Genomic DNA, 26,138 nt, shown 5'->3' on the forward strand with positions numbered 1-26,138 from the left:
GTTTTCGTTCAGGATCGAGGCGGTGCGGTCGAACCGGCGGGGAGCAGGTGCGGGGTGACGAGGTGGGCTCCGGGGCGCGGTCCGGCTTTTCCGGAGTGGCGGGAATCCAGGCCCTTGATCAGGAGTTCGGCCGCGCGGCGGGCGAGGCCGGCATAGTCCACCTGGATCGTGGTCAGCGGCGGATTGGCCAGCGCGAACCACTGCGGATCGCCGTAGACCACCAGCGACAGGTCCTCGGGCACCCGGCGCCCGTCGGCCCAGACCGCCTGCGCGGCGCCGACCGACAGCGAACCACCGCCGACGACGAGCGCGGTGACGTCGGTGGCGAGCAGTTCCCGCGCGGCCGCCTGGCCGTTTTCCCTGGTGGGTTCCCGTAACCGGATCTCCATGGCGGACGGGTCGAGACCGGCCAGCGTCATGCCGCGCCGGACACCGCGCAACCGGACGGCGCCGTTGGACAGCTCCTCGGGTGTGCCCAGGTAGCCGATCGCGGTGTGCCCGAGGGCCGCGAGGTGCAGCACGCTCTCGACCATCACCTGCTCGTCGTCGCTGAACACGCCCGGCGCCTCGATGCCGGAGGCGCGGTGCAGTTCCACCACGGGCAGTTCGCCGAGCAGGCGCCGGGTCTCGTCGAGCACGCCGGTGGTGGGGGAGATGACCAGTCCCGCGATCCGGCTGGCGACCAGCTCCCGCAACTGGCGCAGTTCCTGCCGGGGATCGTTGCCGGTGACGGTGAGGATCATCTGGGTGCCGTCCGCCGACAGCAGCCGGGCGCATTCGGCGGCGACGGCGGAGTAGGCGGGTGTGTCCACGTAGGGGATCACGAAGCCGACGAACGCGCGGCTGGTGTTGGCCGAAAGCGCCCTGGCGATCCGGTTCGCGACGTAACCACGGGACTCGGCGTGCGCCCGGATCCGCTCGGCCAGCTCCGGCCGCACGGCGGAACTGCCGTTGAGGGCACGGGACACCGTCGCCGTGGAGACGCCGAGTTCCCGGGCGAGGTCGACGACACCGACGGAGGCGGCACGGCCGGTGGAGTTGCCGCGTTGGGTGGTCGCGGTGGTGCGCCGCCGGGATTGTTCGGCCATGATCAAGCCTCCGCCGTTTTGAAAACGTTTTCACGGGGAAATGTAAGCGTTTACAGTGTCCGATATTTCGATTCTGGCATTCGCCGAGGTGGCCGGTCAACAGGCGCGCTTGGTTCGCCGGAAGATGACCACGTGTTATGCGGCGGCCGGTATGCGGTCGCGGCAGAGCGCCGATGGGTTCGTGGGCGATGGCCGCGGAGTGGCGGTGTGCCCGACCGCGGCGGGCCGCGGCCGCGGAGTGGCGGTGTGCCCGGGCATCGGCCCCGGGAAGCGCCGATGCCCGGTGCGCGGTTGTCGGGAGGACGCCCGGCGGGCTCGGCGCGACAGCCGCGGAGTGGCGGTGTGCCCGGGCATCGGCCCCGGGAAGCGCCGATGCCCAGTGCGCGACCCCCGGGAGAGCGCCGATGCCCGGTGCGGTCGTGGCATCGCCGACGTGGCCCGCGCGCGGGCGCCGGTCTGCTCGGCGGTGGCCGCCGGATCGCGCCCACATGCTCGGCACACGCCCCCGGAAGCCATACGTCGCCGGCAGGGTCCGCTGACCGAACCGGGCGTTTGGCGGCCGACCTCCGGCCGCCGATAGTCGGCGGACGCGACGACCGCCGGGCTTCTCCCGTACCCGGCGGAGCGCGCCCCGCCCGAGTTCAGGAGGCTCCCATGACGGCCCCCGCACGACCACACAGCCAGCCCGCCCGCGCGACGTTCGCCGGCTGGCTCGGCACGGCCATCGAGTACTACGACTTCGCGATCTACGGGTCCGCGGCGTCGGTATTGTTCACCAAGATCTTCTTCCCGGCGACCGATCCGGTCGTCGGCACGCTCGTCTCCCTGTCGAGTTTCGGCGTCGGCTACGTCGCCCGCCCGCTCGGCGGCCTGCTCTTCGGCCACCTCGGCGACCGGATCGGCCGCAAGTCGATCCTGGTCACCACGTTGACGATGATGGGTATCTCGACCGTGCTGATCGGCCTGCTGCCGACCTACGCCACGATCGGCATCGCCGCCCCCATCCTGCTCGTGATCCTGCGCATCGTGCAGGGTGTGTCGCTCGGCGGTGAGTACAGCGGCGCCGCGCTGATGACCGTCGAACACGCCGGGCGGCAACGGCGCGGGTTGTTCAGCGGTCTGATGAACACCGGCACCGCGGCGGGCATGATTCTCGCCAACGCGATCTTCCTGCTGATCACCCGGCTGCCCGAGGACCAGCTGCTGTCCTGGGGCTGGCGCATCCCGTTCCTGTTCAGCGCCCTGCTCGTCGGGGTCGGCATGCTCATCCGGCTCACCCTGCAGGAGAGCCCGGAGTTCGCCGACGTCAAGGACGAGGGCGAGGTCCGCAGGCTCCCGCTGGTCGAGGTGCTGCGCGCCTGCGGCGGCCGGGTGCTGCTGGTGACGCTCGGGACCGTCGGCGCCGGGATCGTGTTCACCATGGCCACGGTCTTCTCGCTCACCTACGGCAAGACCGAACTGCACATGAGCACCTCCGCGATGCTCGGCGTGCTGCTGCCCGCCGCGGTGGCGATCATCGTGACCATCCCGTTGTACGGGCGGCTCTCCGACCGCATCGGCGAGCGGCCGCTGTTCCTCGCCGGCGCCGCGTCGATGATCGTCACCCCGTTCGTCTGGTTCGCGTTGCTGAGCACCGGAAACTACGGCCTGATGGTGCTCGGCTTCGTGCTCCTGTTCGTCGGATACGCCGCGAACTACGCGGTGTTCCCGGTGTTCTTCTCCCAGGTCTTCCCGATTTCGCTGCGCTTCAGCGGAATGTCGATCGGCTTCACCGTCGGCACGATCGCCGGCAACGCGTTCGCACCGACGATCGGCGCGGCGCTGCTCGACGCCACCGGCGGCTGGACCATGATCGCGGTCTACATGGCGGGCGCCGCGCTGATCAGCCTGATCGCCGGGTTCTTCCTGCGGGAGAACGCGCCGGTGCGCGGCGGGGTCGTGGCCTCGGAGGTCGCGGCATGAGAATCGGTCTGCGGGTGCCGCCGTGCGCACCGCTGCCCGAACTCGCCGAGTTCGTCCGGGAGGTGGAGGCCGCGGGTTTCGACGAAGCGTGGTTTCCCGACTCCCAGCTGTTGTGGCGGGACGTGTTCGCGGTCGCGGCGACCGCGGGCATGGCCACTTCGCACCTCACCATCGGCACCGCGGTCACGAACGTCGTGACCCGGCATCCCGCCGTCGTCGCCTCGGCCGCCCGTACGGTGGCCGAGGCGGCACCCGGCCGGTTCGTGCTCGGGGTCGGGGTGGGCAACAGCTCGGTCGGGCCGGTGGGGCTGGCGCCATCGAAGCAGGCCGGGCTGCGCTCCGGGATCGCAGTCGTCCGGGAGCTTCTCGACGGGCACAAGGTCGATTTCGCCGGGGTGAAGGCGAAACTGCGGGACCCGGTGGCGGTTCCGGTGCACATCGCGGCGAGCGGGCCGCGCAATCTCCGCCTCGCCGGGGAGATCGCCGACGGGGTCATCCTGCTGTCCGGGATTTCCCCCGGACCACTCGCCGCGGCCCTGGCCGCAGTGCAGTCCGGTGTGGACAGCGCGGGCCGGGCGCCCGTTCCGGCCACCGTATCGGCGTTCTGCCGGGTGACCGACGACATCGAGCGTGATGCCAGGGACCTCAAGCCGATCTGCCTCACCATCGCGGGCAACGGTGGCGCGGCGTTCTTCGCGAAGGCCGGCATCCACGTCGAGGTGCCGGACCGGTTGCCCGAGGTGTACCCGGATCTGGTGCACGCCGAGTCCTGGCCCGCCGCCGTCGAGGCCTGCGATCCCTACGTCGGCGACGAAGCGGTCGTCGCCTTCGCGCGGCAGTTCTGCCTGTTCGGCACCCTCGGGGAAATCTCGGCGCGGCTCAAGGAAGTGGCCGACGCCGGTGTGGCGTCGGTACTGCTGCAGCACGTCGGCTCCTACGACCTCCCACGCGATCTCCTGGAAGTCGCCCATGGGTGAGCACCGTCTGGTGGTGAACGGCGAGACGGTCTCCGTCGACGTGCGAGGCTTGCGGTCGCTGGCTGACGTGCTGCGGAACGACCTGGGCCTGACCGCGAACAAGATCGCGTGCGGGCGCGGGGAATGCGGCGCGTGCACCGTGCTGATCGGCGGCGAGCCGAGGATGGCATGCACGACCCCGGCCGTCCTGGTGCGCGAGGAAGTGGAGACCAGCGAGGGGCTGGCGCAGGAGAGCGCGGACCTGCGCCGGTCCTTCGCCGACCACGGCGCGTTCCAATGTGGATTCTGCACGCCCGGGCAGGTCGTGCACGCCGTCGCGCTGCTGCGCGGGGGGATCCGGGACGCCGGGCAGGTGCGGCACGCGTTGTCCGGCAACATCTGCCGCTGCACCGGATATCAGGCCATTGTGGACTGTGTACTGGAGCAACAGTCATGAGCGTTGGCCGTCGTACTCGCCCGATCGACTGGGAGCCCCGCAGTCTCGGTCTTGTCCGCTACACCGCCGACCTTCCCGGCGAGCACCTGCACGGCGTGATCCTGCGCTCGCCGCACCCGTATGCCGAGCTCCGCGCGCTGGACACCGGCGCCGCCGAGGCGATGCCCGGCGTCCACGCCGTGATCACCGCGGCGGATTTCGCGCCGGGTATCCGCTACCTGCATCGTGGCGGCCCACTGTCGGACCGGCCACCGCTCGCGGACGGCGTCGTCCGTCACGCCGGCCAGGAAGTCGCCGCGGTGGCCGCGGAAACACCCGACGAGGCGCTGGCCGCGATCCGTGCGATCAAGGTGCGCTACCGCCCGCTGCGGGCGCCGCTGACCGTGTCGGAGTCCCGGCGGGCCGGCGCGCGGGAGCTGCATCGCAGGACATCGGGTGAACGCAACGTGTCGATGCTGCTGCGCACGAGTTGGGGCGATCCCGGCCGCGGCCGGTCGGCGGCGGCGCACGCCGTCGAAGGACGGTTCGTGTACCCGAGCGTCTCGCACGCGTGCATGGAACCGAACACGACACTCGCGGCGTGGCACGAGGACGCCGGGCTGATGGAGCTGTGGACCTCGACGCAGGCGCCCTGGTTCATCGTCAAGGAGGTTTCGCATCTGCTCGGCCTGCGGCACGACCAGGTCGTCTGCCGTGAGGTCGGGGTCGGTGGCGGATTCGGCAGCAAGTCCAAGGCCTCCGAACACGAGGTGCTCGCCGCCGCGCTCGCGCGCAAGGCCGGGCGTCCGGTGCTGGTCGCGTTGAGCCGCGAGGAGGAGTTCGGCTCCAACAAACCACGCCACCGCTTCGAAACCTGGCTCCGCAGCTCCGCGGACTCCGATGGGGTGCTGCGTGCGCTCGAAGCCGATATCGCGGTGGACAACGGCTCCTACAACCACATGGGCACCTCGGTGATGCGGGTCGGCGTGATCACCCTCGGCTCGATGTACCGGCCCGACGGCGTGGATTTCACCGCGCGGCTGGTGGACACCGCGACGCAGCCGGGTGGCCAGTTCCGCGGCTACGGCACGCCGCAGGTGTCGCTGGCGATGGAGTCCCAGATGGACGAACTGGCCGAGCGGCTCGGCGTCGATCCGATCGAACTGCGGATGCGGAACCTCGCGCTGCCCGACACGACGGCACTCTGCGGCTACGAGGTCGGGTCGAACCGGCTCGGTGACTGTCTGGTGGCTGTGCGCGAGGGGCTGGACTGGGACCGGGCGCGGACCGCGCGGCCGGCCGGCGACGTCGCACGTGGCTGGGGTGTCGCGGCGGGTACGCACGGCAGCGGCGCTTACGCCTACGAGCACGCGAACCGCAGTGACGCCGCGCTGGACCTGTTCGCCGACGGGCACGTACGGGTCCGGCACGGCAGCGGCGACGCGGGAACGGGGCAGAACACCATCCTCGCGCAGATCGCCGCGCACGAACTCGGCGTCGAGGACGCCGACGTCGAGGTGCTGTCGATGGACAGTGAGAAAACCCCGTTCGAGCTGGGCGCCTGGTCCTCGCGCGGCACGCACATGACCGGTTCGTCGGTCGGCAAGGCGGCGCGGGAACTCGCGGACCGGCTGCGCGCGCTCGCGGCGGAGAAACTCGGTGTCGCGGCCGGGCAGGTCACCCTCGCCGGCGGGCAGGCGGTGAGCGGGGACGACGCGATCGATCTCGGCGATCTGGTGGCGTTCGCCGACGAGGCCGTCGACGGGGTGCTCGGCCACGAGACGAGCTACGTGCTGGAAGGCACCGAACCGCTCAGTCCCGACAAGGACACCGCGAACCTGTCGCCGAGCTACGCCTTCGCCGCGCACGGAGCGGTGGTCGACGTGGACCGGCGGACCGGGACGGTGCGCGTGGCCGACTACGTGGCCGCGCACGACGTCGGCACCGCCATCAACCCCACCGCCGTCGAAGGGCAGATCATCGGGGGCGCCGCGATGGGGCTCGGCGCCGCGCTCGGCGAGGAGCTGATCCGCGAGGGTGGGCGGGTCGTCAACAACACCTACCTGCACTACGCGGTGCCGCGCAACGCCGATCTGCCCTCGATCCGCGCGGTGATCGTGAACGGGCACGACGAGGCCGGACCGTACGGGGCGAAAAGCGTCGGCGAGATGTCGATCATCCCGCCGGGAGCCGCTGTCGCCAACGCCGTGTACGACGCGATCGGCGTGCGGATCCGGGAACTGCCGATCACCCCGGACAAGGTGCTGACGGCGCTGGCCGAACGCGACGGCCGCGTCCGGCGGCACCGGTTGTGGCGGCGGCCCGGCCGGTGGTGGATCGCCGCGATCCGCCGGGCCTATCCGCTGGGCCTGCATTGGCTGTTGGACAGGTTCGGCACGCGGCTCGGCGCGGCCTACCGGGCGCGGCGCCGCCCGCCGGCACCGGATCCGGACGTGCGCGTGCCCGAGACGGTGCCCGAGGCGACGCGGTTGCTGGCGGCTCCGGGGACCGCGGTGCTGGCCGGGGCCACGGACCTGCCCGTCGAGCGGAAGCGCCAGGCGCGGCCCGCGCGGACCCTCGTGGCCGTTTCCGAGGTGCCGGGGCTGCGTGGAATCGAGCGGATGGCGGGCGGGCTGCGCATCGGGGCCGCGACGACGTTGAGTGAACTCGCGGCACATCCGGGCGTACCCGCGGTGATCGCGAGCGCGGTCGAGACGATCGCGTCGCCGCCGATCCGCAATGCCGCGACGGTCGGCGGGAACCTCGTGCAGGACAAGCGCTGCTGGTTCTTCCGCAACGGCTTCGACTGCTACAAGCGCAACGGGGCGACCAGTCCGTGCTACGCGGTGCTGGGTGACCACCGCTTTCAGCACGCCGTCGTGGACGGTCACCGGTGCCAGGCGGTGACTCCGTCGGATCTCGCGACGGTGCTGCTCGCCTGCGACGCCACCGTGGAGCTGCCCGGCCGCTCCGTGCCGATCGCGCAGTTCTACACCGGACCAGGCGAAACGGTACTGCGCCCCGGCGATCTGATAACCGCCATAACGATCCCACCCCGCGAGTCCGGCGTTGCCAGAGCCCGAGTCGAGGGTTCCGTGCGCGCGAGTTCTGCGTCGGCCGGTAACCGGACGGGTGCGTTCCGCAAACTCGCCCTGTACACGGGAGATTTCGCGACGGCGTCCGCGGCGATCACCGCGGACATCGGCGACGACGGACGGTGGCGCGACATCCGCCTCGTGCTGGGTGCGGTGGCGCCGACCCCGTGGCGGCTCACCGAGGCCGAGCAGGCGCTCAACGGCACGGTGGTCACGCCCACGCGGGCGCGGGCGGCGGTCGACGAGGTGCTCGACCGGCACGCGCATCCCCTGCCCGGCAACGCGTGGAAGCTCGACGCCGCGGCCGGGCTCGTCGAGCAGGCCGTGGAGCAGCTGAACCAGCAACGGTGAGCGGCGGCTCGCCGCTGAGCGACCGGCGCAGGCCCAGGTCAGGACCGCTTCCGAAACGGCGCAACCCCACCGGTCCGCTGAGTGGACCGCTGATGGTGTGCTGGTGCCCACTTGTCGCCGATACTGTGAGCTTGTCACAACGGCGTGAAACGGAGAAGGTGATTCCGGTGGGTGCACGACTGGTTCGGTCACGCGATGTTTACCTGGTCGCCGTTGCCTGAAACGTCGCGCTGTTGGACTGACCGATGTGGGACGGGGGCTGAGGTTGAAGGAGGCTGTTCGTGACTTCCGGTGTGTTCGTGGAATCGCCTTCGGTGGACGGGGATGAACTCGGCTGCCCGAACTCGGTGCTGGGCAAGGCACAACTGCTGCTCGGCGCCTTCCAGTCCGGCGCGTACCGGCTGCGGCTGTCGGAACTGAGCAGGCGTTCGGGAGTTCCGAAAGCGTCCGCGTACCGGCTGGCGCAGGAACTCGTCCAATGGGGACTGCTCGATCGCAGCGGTGACGCCTACCAGCTCGGCCTGCGGATTTTCGAACTGGGCCAGCGGGTGCCCGTCTCGGCGGTGTTGCGCTCGGTGGCGCGGCCGTTGCTCACCGACCTGTTCACCGTCACCAAGGCCACCATCCACCTCGCCGTGCTGGACGGCACGCACGTGATGTACCTGGAAAAGGTCGGCGGCAAGGCCAGTGTGCACACCCATTCCCAGGTCGGCGGGCGGCTTCCCGCGGCGTCCACGGCCACCGGCAAGGTCCTGCTCGCGCATTCGTCCAATATGGACGAACTGCTGGCCGGAATCGAACGCGCCGGGCTGACCAGGATGACCTCGCGCACCGTCGGTTCCATCGACGAGCTGCGGGCACAGCTGGTCACCGCACGGGAACGCGGTTACGCGCTGGAGCAGGAGGAGACCGCGCCGGGGCTGAGCAGCGTCGCGGTGCCGCTGATCGGGGCCGACGAAACGATCTACGGGTCGGTTTCGGCGACCGCCGCGCTCGCCCGCACCGACCCGCGGCGCGTGGTACCGGTCCTGCTGGCGACCTCGGCCACGATCGTGCGGACCCTGGAGCAGCGCCTGCTCGTGTCGGCCGACGTGTAGCGGCCGGTCCGTTCACCGGACCGGCGCGCACGACGCGGTGGCGCGGGAGTCCTACCGTCGGGTGGTCGCCCACGGACAGGGAGAACCACGTGCCTGAACACGAGACCGCGCCGCTGCGTGTCCTCGACCTCACCGACGTACTCGCCTTCCAGGGAGCCCGGCTGCTGACCGGGCTCGGCGCCGACGTCGTGCGTGTCGATGTCCCGCACGGGCTCACCGAGGCGGAGAACCTGCACTGGCACGCGGGAAAACGGCTCGCTCCGGAGTCCGCTTTGGACGAACTGGCGGCCGGTGCGGACATCGTGCTGGAGAGCGGCCCGGTGGCGCGCCTGCGCGGCGTGCGCGCGGACGGGTCCTCGCGGTGGCCCGACGCGGTGCACGTGGTCGTCACGCCCTTCGGGCTGACCGGGCCGCGCAGGCAGTGGACCGGCGACGACCTGATCGTCGCCTCGGCGGGCGGGATGACCTGGCTCGGCGGACGACCGGACGCGCAACCGAAACCGCCGCCGCGGCAGCAGGCGGTTCAGCTCGCCGGGGCGCACGCCGCGATCGGTGCCCTGCTGGGCTTGATGTCCGGCACCGGGCAGCTGGTGGACATCTCCGCGCAGGAGGCGGTCGCGGCGACACTGGAAACCGGTGCGATCGCCTGGATTCACGGCGGGCACTACCCGGTGCGCAACGGCGGCGTGTACGAGCACGTCGCGCACCGGATCTTCGCCGCGTCCGACGGATACGTGGCCGGCGGCTACTCCGGCAGCGATCGCATGTGGACGGACCTGCTCGCCTGGCTGCTGGAGGAAGGCGAGGCGGGTGACCTCGCCGACGAACGATGGTCCGACGCGGTGACCCGCTGGCGCGAACGCCCGCACGTGGACGAGATCGTGCAGCGGTTCGTGGCCAAGCGCACGGCACGGGAGATCGCCGAGCAGGGCAGGGCCCGGGCCCTGCCCTGGGCGGAAGTCGTGGACCCGGCACAGCTCGCGGACAACCCGCAGCTCAACGCCCGCGGCTTCTTCGTCGACACCGGCGGAGTGCGCGATGTCGGATTCCCGTGGCCCGCACCGTCGGTCCTGCCGCCGATGTCCGGCACCGGCACGTGGCGAACCGCGGAGCGGCGGGTGAGGCGGCCGGGGGTGGCCGGTGGGGCGCTGTCGGGCCTGCGGGTGCTCGACCTGACCTGGGTGCTCGCCGGACCGTACGTGACCAAGACCCTGGGTGAGCACGGGGCGGACATCGTCAAGATCGAGTCGAAACACCGGCAGGACCCGACCCGGTTCGCGCCGTCGATGCGGTTGCGCCCCGGCGCCGGGCCCGATGACGCGGGCTATTTCCTGAACTTCAACCGGAACAAGCGCAGCGTGGCACTGAACCTGCGCACGCCGCAGGGGCAGCGCGTGCTGCGGGACCTGGTGCCGCACTGCGACGTGATCGTGGAGAACTTCAGCCCCGGCGTGCTCGCGAAATGGGGCATGGACCACGACTCGCTCACCAGGCTGAATCCCGGGGTCATCCTGGTGTCGATGGCCGGGGTCGGGCAGACCGGGCCGTGGCGGGACGCGGTCACCTTCGCCGACACGCTCGCCGCGATGTCCGGTCTGTCCAGCGAAACCCGCGATCCCAGCGGCCCGCCGCAGGGACTGACGTTCGGGCTCGGCGACATGGTGGCCGCGAACGCCGCCGTGCTCGCGACCCTGAATCTGTTGCTGCGCGGTGAAGGCGGGCACGTCGATCTGTCGCAATTGGAGGCGATGGCGGCGACGATGGGGCCCGCGCTGCTGGAGGCGCGACTCGGCGCGCCACACGACGGGCGGACGGCGGATTATCCGAACCGGAGCGCCAATGCCGTGCCACACGGGGTGTATCCCGCCGCGGGGGAGGACCGCTGGGTCGCGATCGCCGCGCTGGACGAGGTGCAGTGGGAGGCCCTGCGTGGCCTGGCGGGGCTGCCCGATCCCGCCGACCGGCGCGCCGGTGAGGACGAGATCGACACGGCACTGGCGGCCTGGACGAGGCGCCGGCCCGCCGAGCACACGGCCGCGTTGCTGCAGGACGCCGGCGTGGCGGCGGCCGTGGTCGCGACCGGCCAGGACCTCGTGGACCGCGACGACCACCTGGCGGCGCGTGGTTTCTACCCGGAACTGGAGCATCCGCTGGCCGGTCGGGTCCGGCACGAGGGGATCGTCGCGCGGCTGTCGCGCACACCCGGCGCGCTGACCGCGCCCGCGCCGCTGCTCGGGCAGCACACCGCGGAGGTGCTGGGGGAGTTGCTGGGACTGAGCGAGCGGCGGCTCGCGGAACTGAAGGCCGAGGGGGTCACGGAATGAACGAGGAGGCAGGCGTGCCGGTGCTGGACGTGACACGGGACGGTGCGGTGGCGACGATCCGGATCGACCGGCCACCGGCGAACGCGGTCGATCCGGCGATGATCGAGGAGTTCCTGACCGTGCTGGCGCCGCTGACCGAGGACCCCGCCGTGCGCTGTGTGGTGATCACCGGCACCGGCCGGTTCTTCGTCGCCGGCGCCGACATCGCGGTGATGCGGGACCTGTCCGACGTGAACCAGGCGAAGATGCGGCGCTGGATCGACGTGCAGCGGCTGATCGAGCTGGCGCCGAAACCGGTGATGGCGGCGATGAACGGGCATGCCCTGGGCGGCGGGGCGGAGCTGTCGCTGGCTTGTGACCTGCGGATACTCGCCGAGGAGGCGAGCTTCGGATTCCCCGAGATGGCGCTCGGCCTGTTCCCCGGAGCGGGCGGAAGCCAGCGGCTGCCCCGGCTGGCCGGCCCGCACCTGGCGAAACGGCTGATGATCGACGGCTCGCGTCTGGCGGCGCGCGAGGCGCTGGCGCTCGGTCTGGTGGATCTCGTTGTGCCGCAGGCGGACTTCGCGGACGTGGTGGCCGAGAGGGCTCGCGAGCTGGCGGCGAAACCGACCGCGGCGATCGGCCTGCTCAAGCGTGTCGTCGACGAAGGCTACGGACTGCCCATCGAAGAAGCGCTGGCGCGCGAGGAAAAAGGAGTCCAGGAGCTGACCCGCAGCGCCGATGCCGCCGAAGGTTTGCAGGCGTTCCTGGACAAGCGGCCGCCGAAGTTCACCGGACGTTGAACCAGCGGCGGGGTACGGGTGGTTTCCCGTACCCCGCCGTCTTTTCTCAGCCCTGGTAGGTCGCGACGAACTCGGTGTCCACACCCACCTCGCCCACGGTCGCGGCACCCCCGGGGTCACCGAGCGGGGCGTCGCGGCCGGGAAGCGACTCGGTGAAGAAGGCGATCGAGTCGGTGAGGAACACGGTCCTGTCGTCGTCGCCGCGTGCCTTGCGGTCCACGAAGATCGCGTCCACCGGGCATTCCGGTTCGCACGCGCCGCAGTCGATGCACTCGCTGGCGTTGATGTAGCTCTTGCGCTCGCCGACGTAGATGCAGTCGACCGGGCACACGTCCAGGCACGCGCGGTCGGTGACGTCGATGCAGTTCGCGCCGATCACGTAGGACAATGCAGACTCCTCAGACTGTCTCGGTGGAATGTCCTGGGAACAGGGAAAGCCCGGGGTCGAGTGCGACCGCCGCGTTGTTCACCGCGGTCGCGACCTCGCCGAAGCCGACGGACATGAGCCGGACCTTGCCGTCGTACTCGGTGATGTCACCCGCGGCGTAGACCCGTTCGAGATTGGTGCGCATCCGGGTGTCGACCAGCACCGACCGGCGGCGAAGCGCCAGACCCCAGTCCGCGAGCGGGCCGAGGTTGCCGACGAAACCCAGTGCCGCGACCACGCTGTCGACCTTGACGATCTCCAGCGCGCCGCCGACGCGGATATGGGCCTCCTCCACGGTGTCGGTGCCGTGGAGGGCTTCGACCTCGGCCCCGGTGAGGATGCGGGCACCGCATTCCTCGACCGCGGTGACGCCGGCGGCGTGGGCACGGAACCGCTCGCGCCGGTGCACCAGCGTCACCGACTTCGCCAGCGGCCGCAGGGTCAGCGCCCAGTCGACGGCGCTGTCCCCGCCGCCGACGACGAGCACGTCGTGGTCGGCGTGCGCGGCCGGATCGGGCACGAAATAGCTCAGCCCGCGCCCGAGGAACTCCTCGCCCGCGGGCAACGGCCTCGGGGTGAAGGTTCCGATGCCCGCGGTGAGTACCACGGCACCGGCGTCGACGACCCGGCCGCTCGCGAGCGTGACCTGTGGCCGCTCGCCGTCGTAGGACAGGCTCCTGGCTTGCTCGCCGAGCAGGTATTCCGGGCCGAACTGTGCCGCCTGCGTGCGCAGGCCGTCGATGAGCTCGCGGCCGCGAACGCCCGGGATCCCGGCCACGTCACGGATTTCCTTCTCCGGGTAGAGCGCGCCGACCTGACCGCCCGGCTGCGGCAGGGCATCCACGACGGTCGTGCGCAGGCCACGGAAACCCGCGCAGTAAGCCCCGTAGAGCCCGGCCGGGCCGGCTCCGACGATGAGAATGTCGGTCGTAGAGACAGGCGGCATGCGGTTCTCCCCTGAGCGTCGAATGTGGACAGCGGCCAACACTAGGGATTCGCGGCCCCGCTGCCATGGAATGTGGACCGCTGAACGGAACACGCACCGGGCGGGTCCGCAACGCGGACCGGGTCCGGTGAGCGGACCGGTCGTGTTGGCCGGGCGCGGCGCCGGTGGTGGACTCGGCCTCGTCAGGCTTTCGAGAAGGTGAAGGAGCGCCTCATGACTGCAGAGGTCGGGACGCCCGCGAACGGGCAGGCCGCCCAGGCGCGGCGCCGCCGGTCCCGGCTGGGCCGGCTGCCCGGCCGCCAGGACTGGTCGAGCTGGCCCCACTACGAGGCGGCCGCGGCGGGGTTCCGCGGCTACTGGTACCCCGTGGCCTACAGCTCGCACATCGGCGGCAAGCCGAAGCAGATCACGCTTCTCGGCGAGAAGATCGTCCTGGTCCGCGACGGTGGTCGGGGCGGCTCCGTGTACGCGCTGAAGGACCGCTGCCCGCACCGCGGCGTTCCGCTGTCGGAGGGCAACCAGCAGTTCCCCGGCACGATCTCCTGCCCCTACCACGGCTGGACCTTCGACCTGGCGACCGGCGATCTGAAGGCCGCGATCACCGACGGCCCGGCCTCGCCCATCTGCGGCAAGGTCACCCAGCCCACCTACGAGGTCGCCGAGCGGCTCGGGATGGTGTGGGTGTTCGTCGGCGACGGCGAGGACGCGCCGCCGATCGATGAGCAACTGCCGGAGGAACTGGTCTCCAACGCCGCCGTGGTCGGCTCGCGGATCCAGCCGCGCATCGGCAACTGGCGCTTCGCGTGCGAGAACGGCTACGACGAGGGCCACGCGAAATACCTGCACCGCACGTCGTTGTGGCGCATGTTCAAGGCGATGCCGGTGTGGAACGAGACCCGCATCGTGCAGCGCGGGCGCTGGATCTACCGGGTGCAGGACAAGCAGTACTGGGACGCCGACTTCCCCGGGCTCGGCACGTGGAGCAACCAGGCCTGGTACAAGCTCAAGCCGCCGAAGAAGGTCACCAACATCGGCAACACCGGCGGCCACCGCGAGGTCAACCCGGTGATCGCGGCACAGGAGTTCCCGGGTTTCGCGTCGGTGAGCATGCCCGGGGTGTTGCGCATCGCCTACCCGACGTTCATCCACTACGAGTTCTACGTGCCGGTGGACGCGGACAACCACCTCTACGTCGGGGTGATGGCCGAATTCCGCAAGGGCCGCAAGGTGCTGCCGTTCTACGCGAAGTACCTCGGCTTCGTGCGCTGGCTGTTCCACGGCGAGTTCTCCGCACAGGACAAGTGGATGGTCGAGGTCACCGACGCGCCACCGGAGAAGCTGTACCGCCCGGACGACTCGCTGCTGAAGTGGCGCAAGCTCGCCGAGGACACCACCGAGCAACGCGTGGGCCGCCTTGCCGGCCAGGGAATCCAACCCATCGCGGCGAAGGAGTAGCGCAGTGGCGGACTTCGTCGTCGGCGTCGGGGCGTCGCACTCCACGTTGATGAACACACACTGGGACAAGGTCGTGCACACCGGCCGCGCGGAACGGTTCCGTGACGCGCTCGGCGAGGCACGCGACGCGATCGCGGCGGCCCGCCCGGACGTCGCGATCATCATCGGCTCCAACCACTTCCGCGGGTTCTGGCTGGACATGATCCCGCCGTTCACGCTCGGGGTGGGCGAGGTACTCGGCGCGGGCGAGGCGAAGACCCCGTCTGGTCCACAAAGGACGGATTCGGAGTTCGCGCGGTCGCTGGCGCAGGAGCTGATCGAGCACGGCACCGAGGTGGCGATCTCGGCACGGCTGCAGATCGACCACGGGCAGACGCACGCGATCCAGTACCTGCTCACGGACCTGCCGGTTCCGGTGGTGCCACTGGTGATCAACGTGTTCGCCGCGCCGCTGCCGCGCCTGGACCGCTGCGCCGAACTGGGCCGCAACATCGCCCAGGCGGTGCGGGCCGTCGGCGGGGACCGGCGCGTCGCCGTGATCGCCTCCGGCGGGCTCTCGCACCAGCTGCCGTGGCCCGCCGACTGGCGGGACCCGCACGGCGATGACGAGGAATTCCTCGTCGAGGCGTGGCTGAACGGCCGCGGTGATTGGGAACGCTACGACAAACGCCGCCGCGAGATCATCACGGCCGCCCGGCCGGTGCTGTTCCCGGAGTTCGACGAGCGGTTCCTCGCCGACCTGGAGAAGGGCGACCTCGCGCGCTACCTGACGTTCTCCAGCGAGGAGCTGGAAAAGGCCGCGGGCAATGGCGGGCAGGAACTGCGCACCTGGCTGACGATGGCCGCCGCGCTCGGCTTCGCGCCCGGGCGCAGCCTCGCCTACTCGCCGATGCCGGAATGGCTCACCGGGATGGGCGTGGCCGTGATCGAACCGGTGGGCGTGTCATGAACGTGCTCGACGCAGTGCTGGCCGAAATCACCGAGGAGCGGCTACGCGAGGCGGCGCACGCGGTGACGAACATCCCGAGCCCGACCGGGCGGGAGGCGCCGCTCGCGCACCTGCTCGCCGACCGGCTCACCGCCGCGGGCTGGGCCGCGACCGCGCAGCACCTCGACGAGCAGCAGGCGAACGCGGTCGGCAGGCTGCGAGGCTCCGGCGGCGGCGAGGACATCATGCTGTACGCGCCGATCGATACGTTCACCACCGGGCAAGGCGATATCGACCTGCCGTGGATCGGGCCCGAACTGCGCCGCGACATGCTCGCCCAGGCACGCGACGAGGGACCGTTCGTGTCCGGGCTCGGCGCCAGCAACCCGAAGGGGCACGCGGCATGCATCCTCGTGCTCGCCGAAGCGCTCGGCCGGGTCCGGCCCGCACTCGACGGTGACGTCGTGGCCGCGTTCGGCGCCGGCGGGATGCCCACGAACGCCGTCGAAGCGCCCGGCTATCCCGCCCGCGCCAACACCGGCCAGGGCGCGGGATGCTCGTTCCTGCTCGAACGCGGCTGGCACACCGACCACGCGGTGATCGCCAAGCCCGGTGACTTCGTCGCGCACGAGGAGGTCGGGCTGTGCTGGTTCGAGATCACCGTGCCCGGCATCCACACCTACGCGGGCAGCAGGCACCGGCTGCCCTACCGCAACCCGATCGTCACGGCCGCCGACGTGGTGACGCGGCTGGAGCGATGGCTGGCCGGGTATCCGGCGCGGCACCGCACGGAAACCGCGCTGCCACAGGGAATCATCGGTTCGATCGCGGGTGGCTGGGAACGGCTGCTGGCCGCCACACCCGCCGCCTGCCGGATCCGGCTCGACATCAGGATCGTGCCCGGGATGACGCCGCTGGCGCTGAAACGGGAACTGGCCGGGTTCCTGGCCCGCTTGTCGTCCGAACTGGACACCGAACTCGGCGTGGAGATGGTGCTCGCGATCCCCGGCACGCACACCCCGCCGGACGCGCCGATCGTGCGCACCGCGATCGGCGCATGGGAAGCGACCACCGGCCGCACCCACGAACCGGTGCCGGACAACAGCGGTGCCACCGACGCCAACATCCTGCGCGCCCGCGGCATCCCCACGGCACGCGTCGGGATGCCGAAGGTCACCAGCGAGGACTTCGACGTCGACTTCTCGCGGGGCATGAACACCGTCGACGTCCGCGCGATGCGCACGCTGTGCGAGGTACTGGCCCGCACCGCGCTCACGATCACGACGAAGGGAGCGGCATGACCCCACCACCGGAAAGCCACTACGCGGACGGCGCCGGAATCCGCTACCACTACCACGACCTCGGCAGCGGGCCGGACACGGTGTTCCTGCACGGTGGCGGTCCCGGCTGCACGGCGTGGTCCGATTTCGGCCCGGTGGCGCCGTTGTTCGCCGCCGACCGGCGCTGCCTGCTGGTGGACATCCACCAGTACGGCAAGTCGGAGAAGTCGCGGATCAAGGGCCCGATGTGGGACCACCACGCGGAGAAGACCGTCGGCCTGCTCGACACGCTCGGCGTGGCCAGGGCCGACTTCGTGTGCAACTCCTGGGGCGGCACCATCGCGCTGAACCTCGCCGCCAAGTACCCCGGCCGCGTGCGTTCGCTCGTGGTGACGGGCAGCATGCCGGTGTTCTACGGCCCGCTCGCGCCGTTGCCCGAACGCGGGCACCGTGGCCGCGCCGCCCGCGACGCCTACTACGGCGGTGAGGGTCCGACTCGCGAGAAGATGCGCAAGCTGATCACCAGCCTGGAATGGTACGACGCCGACGCGCTGCCCGAGGAAACCCTCGACATGCGCTACCTGCAGAGCCTCGACGAGGGTGAGCGCGAACTGGCCGCGATGTCGGACTCGCCCCGCGGCGAGTGGCAGGACCTCACCGGCGAACTCGGCAGGATCGAGGCGCCGACGCTGTTCATGTGGGGCATGCACGACGCGTTCCTCACCCCCGACTATCCGCTGATGCTGGCCCGGATGCTCAAGCGGGGCAACCTGCACGTGATGGACCAGGCTTCGCACCACCTGCAGGAAGAGCGGCCCCGGGAGTTCCACTCCGTGGTGACCGGATTCCTGAACTCGCCGGCATGAGGAGACCGACCATGAAGAAGATCATCGCCGTGCTCGCGGCCGCCGCGGCCGCCGTCGGGCTGCGCGAACTGGCACGCCGGAGCAACACCCAGGTCCACCTGATCAACCAACGCTGAAAGAGAGTCCCCGTGACCATCTGGACCGAACTGAGCCCGATCGCCTACCGGGTCGAGTACGTCGACGCGGCCGGGGTGCCCACCCGCACCCTGCGTGCCGGCGACCCGTCCGCGGCCGCCGTCGTGTTCCTGCACGGCACCAGCGGGCATCTGGAGGCGTTCAGCCGCAACATCGTCGCGCACGCCGAGTACGACCTGCACGCCATCGACATGCTCGGGCACGGCTACACCGGCAAGCCGGACCGTCCCTACGAGATCGCCGACTACGTCAAGCATCTGCTCGACTATTTCGACGCCACCGGGATCGAAAAGGCGCACATCGTCGGCGAGTCGCTCGGCGGCTGGGTCGGGGCACGCGCCGCGATCGACCACCCCGGCCGCGTGCTGAGCCTGCAACTGCTGTGCGCGGGCGGCACCGTGGCCAATCCCGAGGTGATGAACCGGATCCGCACGAGCACCAAGGACGCCGTCGCGACCGACGACATCGAGCTGACCCGCAAGCGGCTGCGGCTGCTGATGGCCGCCGAGGAGGACGCCACCGAGGAACTGGTCCAGGTGCGGCATGCGATCTACCACCAGCCCGAGTTCGTGGCCAATGTGGACAACCTGCTGTCCTTGCAGGACATGAAACGCAGGCAGCGCAACCTGTTGCGCCCGGAGGACCTGGGCCGGATCACCCAGCCCACGCTGGTGGTGTGGGGACGGCAGAACCCGTTCGGCGAGGTGCCCGAAGCCAACCGGATGCACGAAGCGATCCCCGGGTCGCGACTGGAACTGTTCGAGGACTGCGGGCACTGGCCGCAGCACGAGAAGGCGGAGCTGTACAACCCGATCAGCCTCGAATTCCTGCGCAAGGCCGGCGTGTGATGCGCGCCGCACGGTTTCACGGCTGGGGCATCGCCCCGGTCGTGGACGAAGTGCCCGAACCCGTCGCCGGTGACGGGGACGTGCTCGTGGAGATCCAGGCCGCCGCCGTCGCGCACCTCGACGTGACCGTGGCGAGCGGGACCTTCGGGCTGCAGCCGCCGCTGCCCTACATCGGGGGCGTGGAAGGTGCCGGCGTCGTGGTGGGAGGCGAGCTGGCGCCGGGCACGCCGGTGATGCTGCGTGGCGGCGGGCTGGGCATGAAACGCGACGGCACGTGGACCGAACGCGTCGCCGTGCCCCGCAAGGCGGTCATGCCGCTGGATCCCGCGCTGCCACCCGAGGTCGCCGCGACGTTCTTCGTCCCGGCCACGACCGGGTACGTCGCCGTGCACGACATCGGCCGGGTCGGGCCCGAGGACCACGTGATCGTCACCGGCGCCGCCGGAGCGGTCGGCGCGATGGTCGCGCAGCAGGCGGCGGCGACGGGTGCGCACGTCGTCGGCATCGTGTCGACAGAGGACAGTCTCGCGCGAATTCCGGCCGGTGTGCAGGGCCGGACGGCCGCCGGGTACGCCGGTGAGGACCGCGCGGCGTCGGTGCTGATCGACACCGTGGGCGGCCCCGAGCTGCCACGGCGGGTGAAGTGGGTGCGGCCGGGCGGCCGGGCCGTGCTGATCGGCTACGTGCACGGGTCGAAGGTCGAGCTGGACCTGTCGTCGTGGTTGCTCGACGACGTGGCGCTGCTTCCGGTCAACATGATCCGCAAGGAGCGGCGTGCCCGGGAGATCGCCGGTGGCCTGCTCGAACAGCTCGCGAACGGGACGCTGCGCGTCGAGACGCAGGCGTTCGAGCTCGGCGACATCGCGGGCGCAGTGGAGCAGTTGCGCGCGGGCAAGGTGCGGGGCCGGGCGGTGGTGACCCCCCGGTGAGCGCGCCGGTGCCGTTGCCGCTCACCGAGACGGCCGGGGACGCCAACAGCGTGCTCGGCAAGGTCCAGCGCATTCTCGAGGCGTTCGGACCGGATGACGAGCATCTGAGCCTCTCGGAGCTCGCGCGCCGGTCCGGGGTGGCGAAGGCCTCGGTGCACCGGCTGGCGCAGGAACTGCTGCGGTGGGGTGTGCTGGAGCGGCGCGGGTCCGACTACTGGCTGGGCATGCGGCTGTTCGAGATCGGGCAGCGCGTGCCCCGCCAGCGGATCCTGCGCGACGCCGCGCGACCGTACATGGAGGATCTCTACCACGCCACCGGCGAGACGGTGCACCTCGCCGTGCTCGACGGGCTCGAGGTGCTCTACCTGGAGAAGGTGTCCGGGCACCGTCAGGTGACGAAGCCCTCGCGGGTCGCCGGCCGGATGCCGCTGCACTGCACCGCGACCGGAAAAGTCCTGCTCGCCTTCGGTTCGCGCGCGCTCGTCGACGAGGTGGTGTCGGCTCCCCTGGAGCGCGTGACCTCGCGGACGGTGGCGACCCCGGGACTCTTGCTGCAGGAACTGGCACGGGCGCGGGAGCTGGGGCACGCCGCCGAGCACGAGCAGACGCGCGTGGGATATCTGAGCGTCGCGGTGCCGTTGCTGGGCTCGACCGGCACCACGATGGGCGCGTTGTCGGTGACCGCGCCGCTGGTGCGCGGCGACGTGCCGAAGTACGCGGGACTGCTCGGCATGGTCGCCCGCCGGATCACCGCGACGCTGACCAGCGAGTGACGCGTGCAGGCCCCCAGCGTGCCGCTGAAATGCCCGCGACACCGAGGAAACCGGTCTGCTGAGCGGACCGGCGCGCCCCGCCGGGCGTGGGGTTTCGCTCACCGGACCGTGCCGTTGTCCGTGTGCCGCTTTCCGGGAACCGTCCCCGGTGACCGGCCCGCTGGAAGGGGACCACCGTGAGAGATGGCGACATCGCAAGGACACTTTCGGCCGTGTGCGACGCTTTCCTGCCTTCGCTGTCGCCACCGCCGGGCGCGGACGAGGCGCTCGCGGACTTCTACCGCGACGGTGCGCTCGCCCGCGGTATCGACCAGACCGTCCAGGACGGCCTCCCGGGGTTGTCCGCGAGCCTGCGCGACGCCGTCGACGCCGCGCTGGAACACCTGGCCTCGCTCGGATTCGCCGACGCCGGGGACCCGGTGCGGCTGCTCGCCGAGGCCGCCGAGCGGAATCCCCAGCTGCGCCTGGGAATCCGGCAGCTGCGGTCGATGACCTTCGGCACGTTCGTCGGCGCCGTGGACGACGGCGGCCGCAATCCCGCGTGGCCCGTGATCGGCTACCCGGGACCGCCCACGGTGGACATCGGCGAAACCCCGGGGCGCATCGCCGTGACCGAGCCGGGGGAGACGCTGGCGGCGGACGTGTGCGTGATCGGTTCGGGTGCTGGGGGAGCGGTCATCGCGGCCCGCGCGGCGCAGGCCGGGCATTCCGTGGTGATCGTCGAGGCGGGTGCCCGGCGCGACGAGTCCGACTTCGACCAGATCGACTCGCACGCGAGCCGGATGTTCCTGCGCGGCGGCGCGTTGTTCTCCGACAGCGGCAGCGTCGGGGTGCTCGCCGGTTCGGTGCTCGGCGGCGGCACACTGATCAACTCGATGGTCTGCCTGCGCACGCCCGCCGCGATCCGCGCACTGTGGGCCACCGAGGGTCTGTCCGATGTGGATGGTCCGGAGTTCGACAAGTACACCGATCTGGTGTGGGAACGGCTGGGCGTCAACACCGACGCGACCGTCCACAACGCCAACACCCGCGCCATGATCGCCGGTCTCGCCGCGCACGGCTATGCGCACGAACCGTTGCCGCGTAACGCGAAACGGTCCGATCAGCCGGAGTACTGCGGCTTCTGCAACGCCGGCTGCCGTCGCGGGTCGAAGCTGTCCGTGCTGCACACCTACCTGCGGGACGCGGTCGAGGCTGGGGCGCGGATCGTCACGGACTGCACAGTCGAGCGGATCACCACGAGCCAGGGCCGTGCGACCGGGGTCGTCGCCGACCGCAACGGCAGGCCGCTGCGCATCGACGCACCGACGGTGGTGGTCGCGGCCGGTGGCGTCGAGTCGCCCGCCGTCCTGCTGCGGTCCGGGATCGGCGGGCCGGCCACCGGCAAGAACCTGCGCCTGCATCCCGCGTGGATCGTCACCGGCGTCTACGACCAGCCGATCGAGGCCTGGAGCGGGCAGATCCAGTCCGCGGTGAGCTTCGACCTCGCGCACTGCGAGGACGGGACCGGATTCCTCGTCGAGAGCCTGACGCTGAACCCGCTGACCTGGGCGGGACAGACCCCGTTCCGGGACGCGGCCGCACACCGGCGGATGCTGCGGAAGCTGCCCTACTTCGCCACGTGGCACGGCGTCGCGCACGATCACGGCGGCGGCGAGGTCTACCTCGACCGCGACGGCAAGGCCGCGATCCGCTGGGATCTCGACGACGAGATCGACCTTCGCGTCGCCCGCCGCGCCCACGTCGAACTCGCCCGGATGCACCGCGCCGCCGGGGCGAAGGAGATCTTCACGTTCCACTGGAACGACCACAGCTGGCGCCGCGGCGAGGACTTCGACGCCTACCTGACCCGTCTCACGACCGCACCCGCGGGCGAGCACACCGCGTTTTCCGCGCACCAGATGGGGTCATGCCGTCTGGGCGCCGACCCGTCGACCTCGGTCGCGGACGGCCGGGGCCGGCTGCACGACACGGCCGGGGTGTGGATCGGGGACGCCTCGGCGCTGCCGACCGCGCCCGGCGTCAACCCGATGATCACGATCATGGCGCTCGCCGAGCGCACCGCCGCCGCTCTCGTGGCCTCCCTGCACGCTTAGCCCCCGGAGGAATCGCCTTGCTGGAACGGACAACGTCGGAGCCCCAGGAAGACGGGGTCCGGCACACGATCGACGACAACTCGCTCACCCCGGTCCCCGAACACGAACGCAAGTCCGGCTGGTACCTGTCCTGGCTTCCGGCGGGCGTGGCCACCTCGCTGCTGCAACTGACGCTCGCCGGCACCATCACCGCGCTCGTCGGCTCGATACTGGGCCTGCTCGCCGGGGTGCTCGCGGCGGTGTTCGTGCTCACGATCGGCTGGCTGTTCGGCAACATCGCCCGGGTGGAGGGCCTGTCCGGGACCGTACTGCCCCGCTTCTACGGGCTCGGCCTGCGCGGGTCGGCGATCTCCTCGCTCGCGTTCGCCATCATGATCATCGGGTTCTGCGCGAGCGAAAACGTGTTGCTGTACAACGGAACCCTGTTCGCGCTGGGCTGGCAGGACACCACCGGCGCGCGGGTGCTGATCTACGGCGTGCTCACCGTGCTGTGGGTGGCGCTGTCGATGTTCGGCATCAAGGTCGTCACCCGCACCTCCTCGGCGCTGGTGATCGTCTTCCTGCTGCTGCTCGCGTACATGGTGTTCCGCATCTACGACACCTCCGACGTGACGCTGAACGAGGCGTTCACCCGGGCCGCGACCGTGGCCACCGGTTCCGGTGCGTCCCGGTTCTTCGAGGTCGTCGGCATCCTCGGCGGGCAGGGCGCCGCGCTGATCCTGGTCAACGCCGACTACACGCGCTACGCCCGCAGCCGGTCCTCGGTCGGCGGGGTGAACCTGGTCGGCGTGATCATGCTCGACATCGTCGGCATCGCGCTCGGCATCCTGGTGCTGACCGGCGGCAGCACCCTGGCGGGCGACTACCTCGTGGCGCACGGGCAGGCCACGCCCGCCACCGCGGCCGCCGACGCGGCGGTGCTGGCGACCACCAACACCGGCGCCTACTTCGTCATCGTGTCCGGCATGGTCGGCTTCGCCCTGATGTACGTGGCACAGGCCAAGGTCCAGGTGCTCAACGTCTACTCCGGATCGCTGGCGCTGTCGAACCTGTGGCACGTGCTCACCGGCCGCCACCCCAACCGGTTCGTGATGATCCTGCTCGCCAACGCGGTGTGCCTGCTGCTGATCGCGGCCGGGGTGTTCAACCACCTGTCCGGCTTCATCAGCGTGCTCGGCATGATCATGATGGGCATCATCGCGACCGCCATCGCCGACTACTACCTGGTGTCCACACGGGAGCCACGCGATCCCGGCGCGGTCGAACCGGTCAACTGGGCGGGTGTGGTGACGGTGGCCGTGTCGTCGGTCGTGGCGTACGTGCTGTCGGAGACCGGGGCGTTCCCGTTCGGTTTCCTCAGCGCCACCGTGCTGTGCCTGATCCTGTATCCGATCGTGCGGACGTCCGTGCTCAAGCCGAGGGCGGTGGCGCATGCCTGAGGTCCGCAAGGCCTACGCCGACACCTCGCTGGGCCAGGTGCACTACGCGGAAGCGGGCACCGGGCCGGCGATCCTGCTGCTGCACCAGACTCCGCGTTCGCACGACGAGTTCCGCGAGGTGCAGCCCCTGCTGGCCGAAGCGCACCGGGCCATCGCGGTGGACATGCCGGGCTTCGGCCAGAGCGTCCGGTTGCCGGCGCCGCAGACCATCGAGATGTTCGCGCGCGGCGTGCTCGCCTTCCTCGACGCGCTCGGACTGGACGATGCGGCCGTCCTCGGCCACCACACGGGCGGTGCGGTCGGGATCGAACTCGCCGCGATCGCACCGGAACGCGTGCGGGCGCTGATGCTGTCCTCGACGCCGTGGACGGGACCGGACTACCGCGCCGCCCACGCCGGCCGCACGACCGTCGACGAGGTCGAACCCACCGGCGACGGGCAGCACCTGGTCGAGATGTGGGGCATCCGCCGCCCGTACTACCCGGCCGGCCGGCCCGACCTGCGTGACCGTTTCCTGCACGACGCGCTCGCGCACGGGGTCGATCCGGCCGAGGGACATCGGGCCTGCGTGCGCTACCGGATGGAGGACCGGATCGGGCTGGTGACGGCGCCGGTGCTGCTGATCGGCGCGGAGGCCGACCCGTTCGCCTTCCCCGACGTGCCCAAGCTGGAGCGGCAACTGGTGAACGCGAAGCGCCTGGCGGTGGCGAGCATCCCCGGCGGCATGGTCCCGTTGATGGAGCAATGCCCGCGGGAGGTGGCCGCCGCCGTGCTGTCCTTCCTCGGCGGGGACTGAACGAGGAGGGGCCATGGGACTGTTCGAAGACGTGCTCGCCGAACTGGCCGAGCGCAGGCAGGAGTTCCGCGAGCAGCGGTACGTGCCACGCGATTTCGTGGACAAGCTCAAACCGCTCGGCATCTATCGTGCCTCGACACCGGCCCGGTTCGGCGGCCGGCCACTGCCGCCCGCCGAGTTCCTGCGCATGATCGAGCGGATTTCCACGGTGGACGGATCGGCAGGCTGGGTCGCGAGTTTCGGCTCCCAGCTGGTCTATCTGGGCTCGCTGCCGCTGGACACGCAGGCGAAGATGTTCGCGGACGGGCCGGACGTCGTGTTCGCCGGGGCGCTGTTCCCGGTGCAGGAGGCGGTGCCTACGGAGCGCGGGTTCCGGGTCAGCGGCCGGTGGAAGTTCGCCAGCGGCTGCATGGCCGCCGACATCGTCTGCGTCGGCATCCCCGGCGACGACGCCTCCGCCGGCAAACCCCGCGGCGCGCTGCTGCGGCCACAGGACGTCGAGATCGTGCGCGAGTGGAACGTCGAGGGCATGCGTGGCACCGGCTCGTTCGACCTCGTCGTGAACGATGTCGAGGTCGGCAGGGAGTGGACGTTCGTGCGTGGCGGCGAGCCCGTCGTCGACGAGCCGCTCTACCAGTACCCGGCGATCACCTACGCGGCGCAGTCGCTGTCGGTGGTGTCGGCCGGGGTCGCCCGCGCCGTGCTCGACTTCGCCGAAGACGTCGGCAGCGGGCGCGCCGGCATCACCGGCGCGCCGAAGCTCGCCGACCGCGCCTACTACCGCTCCGCCCTCGCCGAAGCGGAGGCCGCGCTGCGCTCGGCCCGCGCCTACTTCTACGAGGCCGCGGACGAAGCGTGGCAGGGCATCCTGGACGGCGACGGCGTGAGCGACCGCCGCAACGCCCACCTGAGGCTGTCGGCAGCGCACCTGGCGCGCACCGCGTCGGAGGTGGTCGATCGTGTCATGTCCGTCTCCGGCACCGGCGTGATCTTCAGCGACCATCCGCTGCGGCAGCTGGTGGCCGACGCGCAGGTGCCGCAGTCGCACGCTTTCCTGAGCCTGGCGATGTTTGACGCGGCAGGCGCCGTCTTCATGGGGCAACCGCCGACCGTTCCCGCTTTCCGTTAG

21 protein-coding genes are annotated in these 26,138 nt (G+C 70.9%); 18 read left to right on the forward strand and 3 right to left on the reverse strand.

Features of this window, described 5'->3' with window-relative positions:
- Positions 1-8 precede the first annotated feature (8 nt).
- Positions 9-1,088 carry a LacI family DNA-binding transcriptional regulator gene (locus tag HFP15_RS02275; RefSeq protein ID WP_168510802.1) on the reverse strand — a complete coding sequence of 360 codons (1,080 nt, stop codon included), beginning with the start codon at positions 1,086-1,088 and terminating at the stop codon, positions 9-11.
- A 654-nt stretch (positions 1,089-1,742) separates the two neighbouring features.
- Here HFP15_RS02275 and HFP15_RS02280 point away from each other — a divergent pair.
- From HFP15_RS02280 to HFP15_RS02310, 7 genes are all read left to right on the forward strand, one after another.
- Positions 1,743-3,050, forward strand: a complete 1,308-nt coding sequence (locus HFP15_RS02280; RefSeq protein WP_168510804.1) for an MFS transporter — start codon at positions 1,743-1,745, stop codon at positions 3,048-3,050.
- Positions 3,047-4,027: an LLM class flavin-dependent oxidoreductase gene (locus HFP15_RS02285; protein WP_168510806.1), complete on the forward strand. Its 981-nt coding sequence runs from the start codon at positions 3,047-3,049 to the stop codon at positions 4,025-4,027. Before HFP15_RS02280 ends, HFP15_RS02285 begins: the two co-directional genes overlap by 4 nt.
- On the forward strand, positions 4,020-4,463 hold the full coding sequence (locus tag HFP15_RS02290; protein ID WP_168510808.1) for a (2Fe-2S)-binding protein: 444 nt from the start codon (positions 4,020-4,022) through the stop codon (positions 4,461-4,463). The genes HFP15_RS02285 and HFP15_RS02290 overlap by 8 nt, the downstream gene beginning before the upstream one ends.
- Positions 4,460-7,888: a molybdopterin cofactor-binding domain-containing protein gene (locus HFP15_RS02295; RefSeq protein ID WP_168510810.1), complete on the forward strand. Its 3,429-nt coding sequence runs from the start codon at positions 4,460-4,462 to the stop codon at positions 7,886-7,888. The genes HFP15_RS02290 and HFP15_RS02295 overlap by 4 nt, the downstream gene beginning before the upstream one ends.
- Positions 7,889-8,169: 281 nt before the next feature.
- A complete protein-coding gene (locus tag HFP15_RS02300) occupies positions 8,170-8,985 on the forward strand; it encodes an IclR family transcriptional regulator (protein ID WP_168510812.1) in 816 nt (271 codons plus the stop codon).
- An 89-nt stretch (positions 8,986-9,074) separates the two neighbouring features.
- Positions 9,075-11,309, forward strand: a complete 2,235-nt coding sequence (locus tag HFP15_RS02305) for a CaiB/BaiF CoA-transferase family protein (protein ID WP_168510813.1) — start codon at positions 9,075-9,077, stop codon at positions 11,307-11,309.
- Complete coding sequence (locus HFP15_RS02310) at positions 11,306-12,091, forward strand: enoyl-CoA hydratase/isomerase family protein (protein ID WP_168510815.1); 786 nt, start codon at positions 11,306-11,308, stop codon at positions 12,089-12,091. The genes HFP15_RS02305 and HFP15_RS02310 overlap by 4 nt, the downstream gene beginning before the upstream one ends.
- Before the next feature lie 46 nt (positions 12,092-12,137).
- On the opposite strand, the gene HFP15_RS02315 is transcribed toward HFP15_RS02310, so the two are convergent.
- Both HFP15_RS02315 and HFP15_RS02320 read right to left on the reverse strand, forming a co-directional pair.
- On the reverse strand, positions 12,138-12,470 hold the full coding sequence (locus HFP15_RS02315) for a ferredoxin family protein (RefSeq protein WP_312871438.1): 333 nt from the start codon (positions 12,468-12,470) through the stop codon (positions 12,138-12,140).
- A 19-nt stretch (positions 12,471-12,489) separates the two neighbouring features.
- Complete coding sequence (locus HFP15_RS02320) at positions 12,490-13,464, reverse strand: NAD(P)/FAD-dependent oxidoreductase (RefSeq protein WP_168510819.1); 975 nt, start codon at positions 13,462-13,464, stop codon at positions 12,490-12,492.
- 213 nt (positions 13,465-13,677) lie between these two features.
- On the opposite strand from HFP15_RS02320, the gene HFP15_RS02325 reads away from it, so the two are divergent.
- The 11 genes from HFP15_RS02325 (at position 13,678) to HFP15_RS02375 (ending at position 26,138) form a co-directional block, all read left to right on the forward strand.
- Positions 13,678-14,919 (forward strand): Rieske 2Fe-2S domain-containing protein, encoded by a 1,242-nt coding sequence (locus tag HFP15_RS02325; RefSeq protein WP_168510821.1) that lies wholly within the window; start codon positions 13,678-13,680, stop codon positions 14,917-14,919.
- Between the two features lie 4 nt (positions 14,920-14,923).
- Positions 14,924-15,868: a DODA-type extradiol aromatic ring-opening family dioxygenase gene (locus HFP15_RS02330; protein ID WP_168510823.1), complete on the forward strand. Its 945-nt coding sequence runs from the start codon at positions 14,924-14,926 to the stop codon at positions 15,866-15,868.
- Positions 15,865-17,148, forward strand: a complete 1,284-nt coding sequence (locus tag HFP15_RS02335) for a M20 family metallopeptidase (protein WP_168510825.1) — start codon at positions 15,865-15,867, stop codon at positions 17,146-17,148. The genes HFP15_RS02330 and HFP15_RS02335 overlap by 4 nt, the downstream gene beginning before the upstream one ends.
- The gene (locus HFP15_RS02340; RefSeq protein WP_168510827.1) at positions 17,145-17,993 is read left to right on the forward strand and encodes an alpha/beta fold hydrolase; all 849 of its coding nucleotides are present in this window, start codon (positions 17,145-17,147) and stop codon (positions 17,991-17,993) included. The genes HFP15_RS02335 and HFP15_RS02340 overlap by 4 nt, the downstream gene beginning before the upstream one ends.
- A 128-nt stretch (positions 17,994-18,121) precedes the next feature.
- Entirely contained in the window at positions 18,122-18,976 is an 855-nt protein-coding gene (locus HFP15_RS02345) for an alpha/beta fold hydrolase (RefSeq protein WP_168510829.1), read from the forward strand.
- Positions 18,976-19,905 (forward strand): alcohol dehydrogenase catalytic domain-containing protein, encoded by a 930-nt coding sequence (locus HFP15_RS02350; protein ID WP_168510831.1) that lies wholly within the window; start codon positions 18,976-18,978, stop codon positions 19,903-19,905. The genes HFP15_RS02345 and HFP15_RS02350 overlap by 1 nt, the downstream gene beginning before the upstream one ends.
- On the forward strand, positions 19,902-20,678 hold the full coding sequence (locus HFP15_RS02355; protein WP_168510833.1) for an IclR family transcriptional regulator: 777 nt from the start codon (positions 19,902-19,904) through the stop codon (positions 20,676-20,678). Before HFP15_RS02350 ends, HFP15_RS02355 begins: the two co-directional genes overlap by 4 nt.
- 212 nt (positions 20,679-20,890) lie before the next feature.
- On the forward strand, positions 20,891-22,774 hold the full coding sequence (locus HFP15_RS02360) for an FAD-dependent oxidoreductase (protein ID WP_210716619.1): 1,884 nt from the start codon (positions 20,891-20,893) through the stop codon (positions 22,772-22,774).
- Between the two features lie 17 nt (positions 22,775-22,791).
- The gene (locus HFP15_RS02365; RefSeq protein WP_168510837.1) at positions 22,792-24,213 is read left to right on the forward strand and encodes a purine-cytosine permease family protein; all 1,422 of its coding nucleotides are present in this window, start codon (positions 22,792-22,794) and stop codon (positions 24,211-24,213) included.
- Positions 24,206-25,009 (forward strand): alpha/beta fold hydrolase, encoded by an 804-nt coding sequence (locus HFP15_RS02370; RefSeq protein ID WP_168510839.1) that lies wholly within the window; start codon positions 24,206-24,208, stop codon positions 25,007-25,009. Before HFP15_RS02365 ends, HFP15_RS02370 begins: the two co-directional genes overlap by 8 nt.
- 13 nt (positions 25,010-25,022) lie before the next feature.
- Positions 25,023-26,138, forward strand: coding sequence for an acyl-CoA dehydrogenase family protein (locus tag HFP15_RS02375; protein WP_168510841.1), 1,116 nt, complete (start codon positions 25,023-25,025; stop codon positions 26,136-26,138).

This window comes from Amycolatopsis acididurans (genome assembly GCF_012328925.1).
GTDB lineage: Bacteria > Actinomycetota > Actinomycetes > Mycobacteriales > Pseudonocardiaceae > Amycolatopsis_E > Amycolatopsis_E acididurans.

Coding starts and splice junctions, on each gene's coding strand:
- HFP15_RS02275 (WP_168510802.1), bottom strand. CDS start 1,088: ATGGCCGAACAATCCCGGCGGCGCACCACCGCGACCACCCAACGCGGC.
- HFP15_RS02280 (WP_168510804.1), top strand. CDS start 1,743: ATGACGGCCCCCGCACGACCACACAGCCAGCCCGCCCGCGCGACGTTC.
- HFP15_RS02285 (WP_168510806.1), top strand. CDS start 3,047: ATGAGAATCGGTCTGCGGGTGCCGCCGTGCGCACCGCTGCCCGAACTC.
- HFP15_RS02290 (WP_168510808.1), top strand. CDS start 4,020: ATGGGTGAGCACCGTCTGGTGGTGAACGGCGAGACGGTCTCCGTCGAC.
- HFP15_RS02295 (WP_168510810.1), top strand. CDS start 4,460: ATGAGCGTTGGCCGTCGTACTCGCCCGATCGACTGGGAGCCCCGCAGT.
- HFP15_RS02310 (WP_168510815.1), top strand. CDS start 11,306: ATGAACGAGGAGGCAGGCGTGCCGGTGCTGGACGTGACACGGGACGGT.
- HFP15_RS02320 (WP_168510819.1), bottom strand. CDS start 13,464: ATGCCGCCTGTCTCTACGACCGACATTCTCATCGTCGGAGCCGGCCCG.
- HFP15_RS02325 (WP_168510821.1), top strand. CDS start 13,678: ATGACTGCAGAGGTCGGGACGCCCGCGAACGGGCAGGCCGCCCAGGCG.
- HFP15_RS02335 (WP_168510825.1), top strand. CDS start 15,865: ATGAACGTGCTCGACGCAGTGCTGGCCGAAATCACCGAGGAGCGGCTA.
- HFP15_RS02340 (WP_168510827.1), top strand. CDS start 17,145: ATGACCCCACCACCGGAAAGCCACTACGCGGACGGCGCCGGAATCCGC.
- HFP15_RS02350 (WP_168510831.1), top strand. CDS start 18,976: ATGCGCGCCGCACGGTTTCACGGCTGGGGCATCGCCCCGGTCGTGGAC.
- HFP15_RS02370 (WP_168510839.1), top strand. CDS start 24,206: ATGCCTGAGGTCCGCAAGGCCTACGCCGACACCTCGCTGGGCCAGGTG.
- HFP15_RS02375 (WP_168510841.1), top strand. CDS start 25,023: ATGGGACTGTTCGAAGACGTGCTCGCCGAACTGGCCGAGCGCAGGCAG.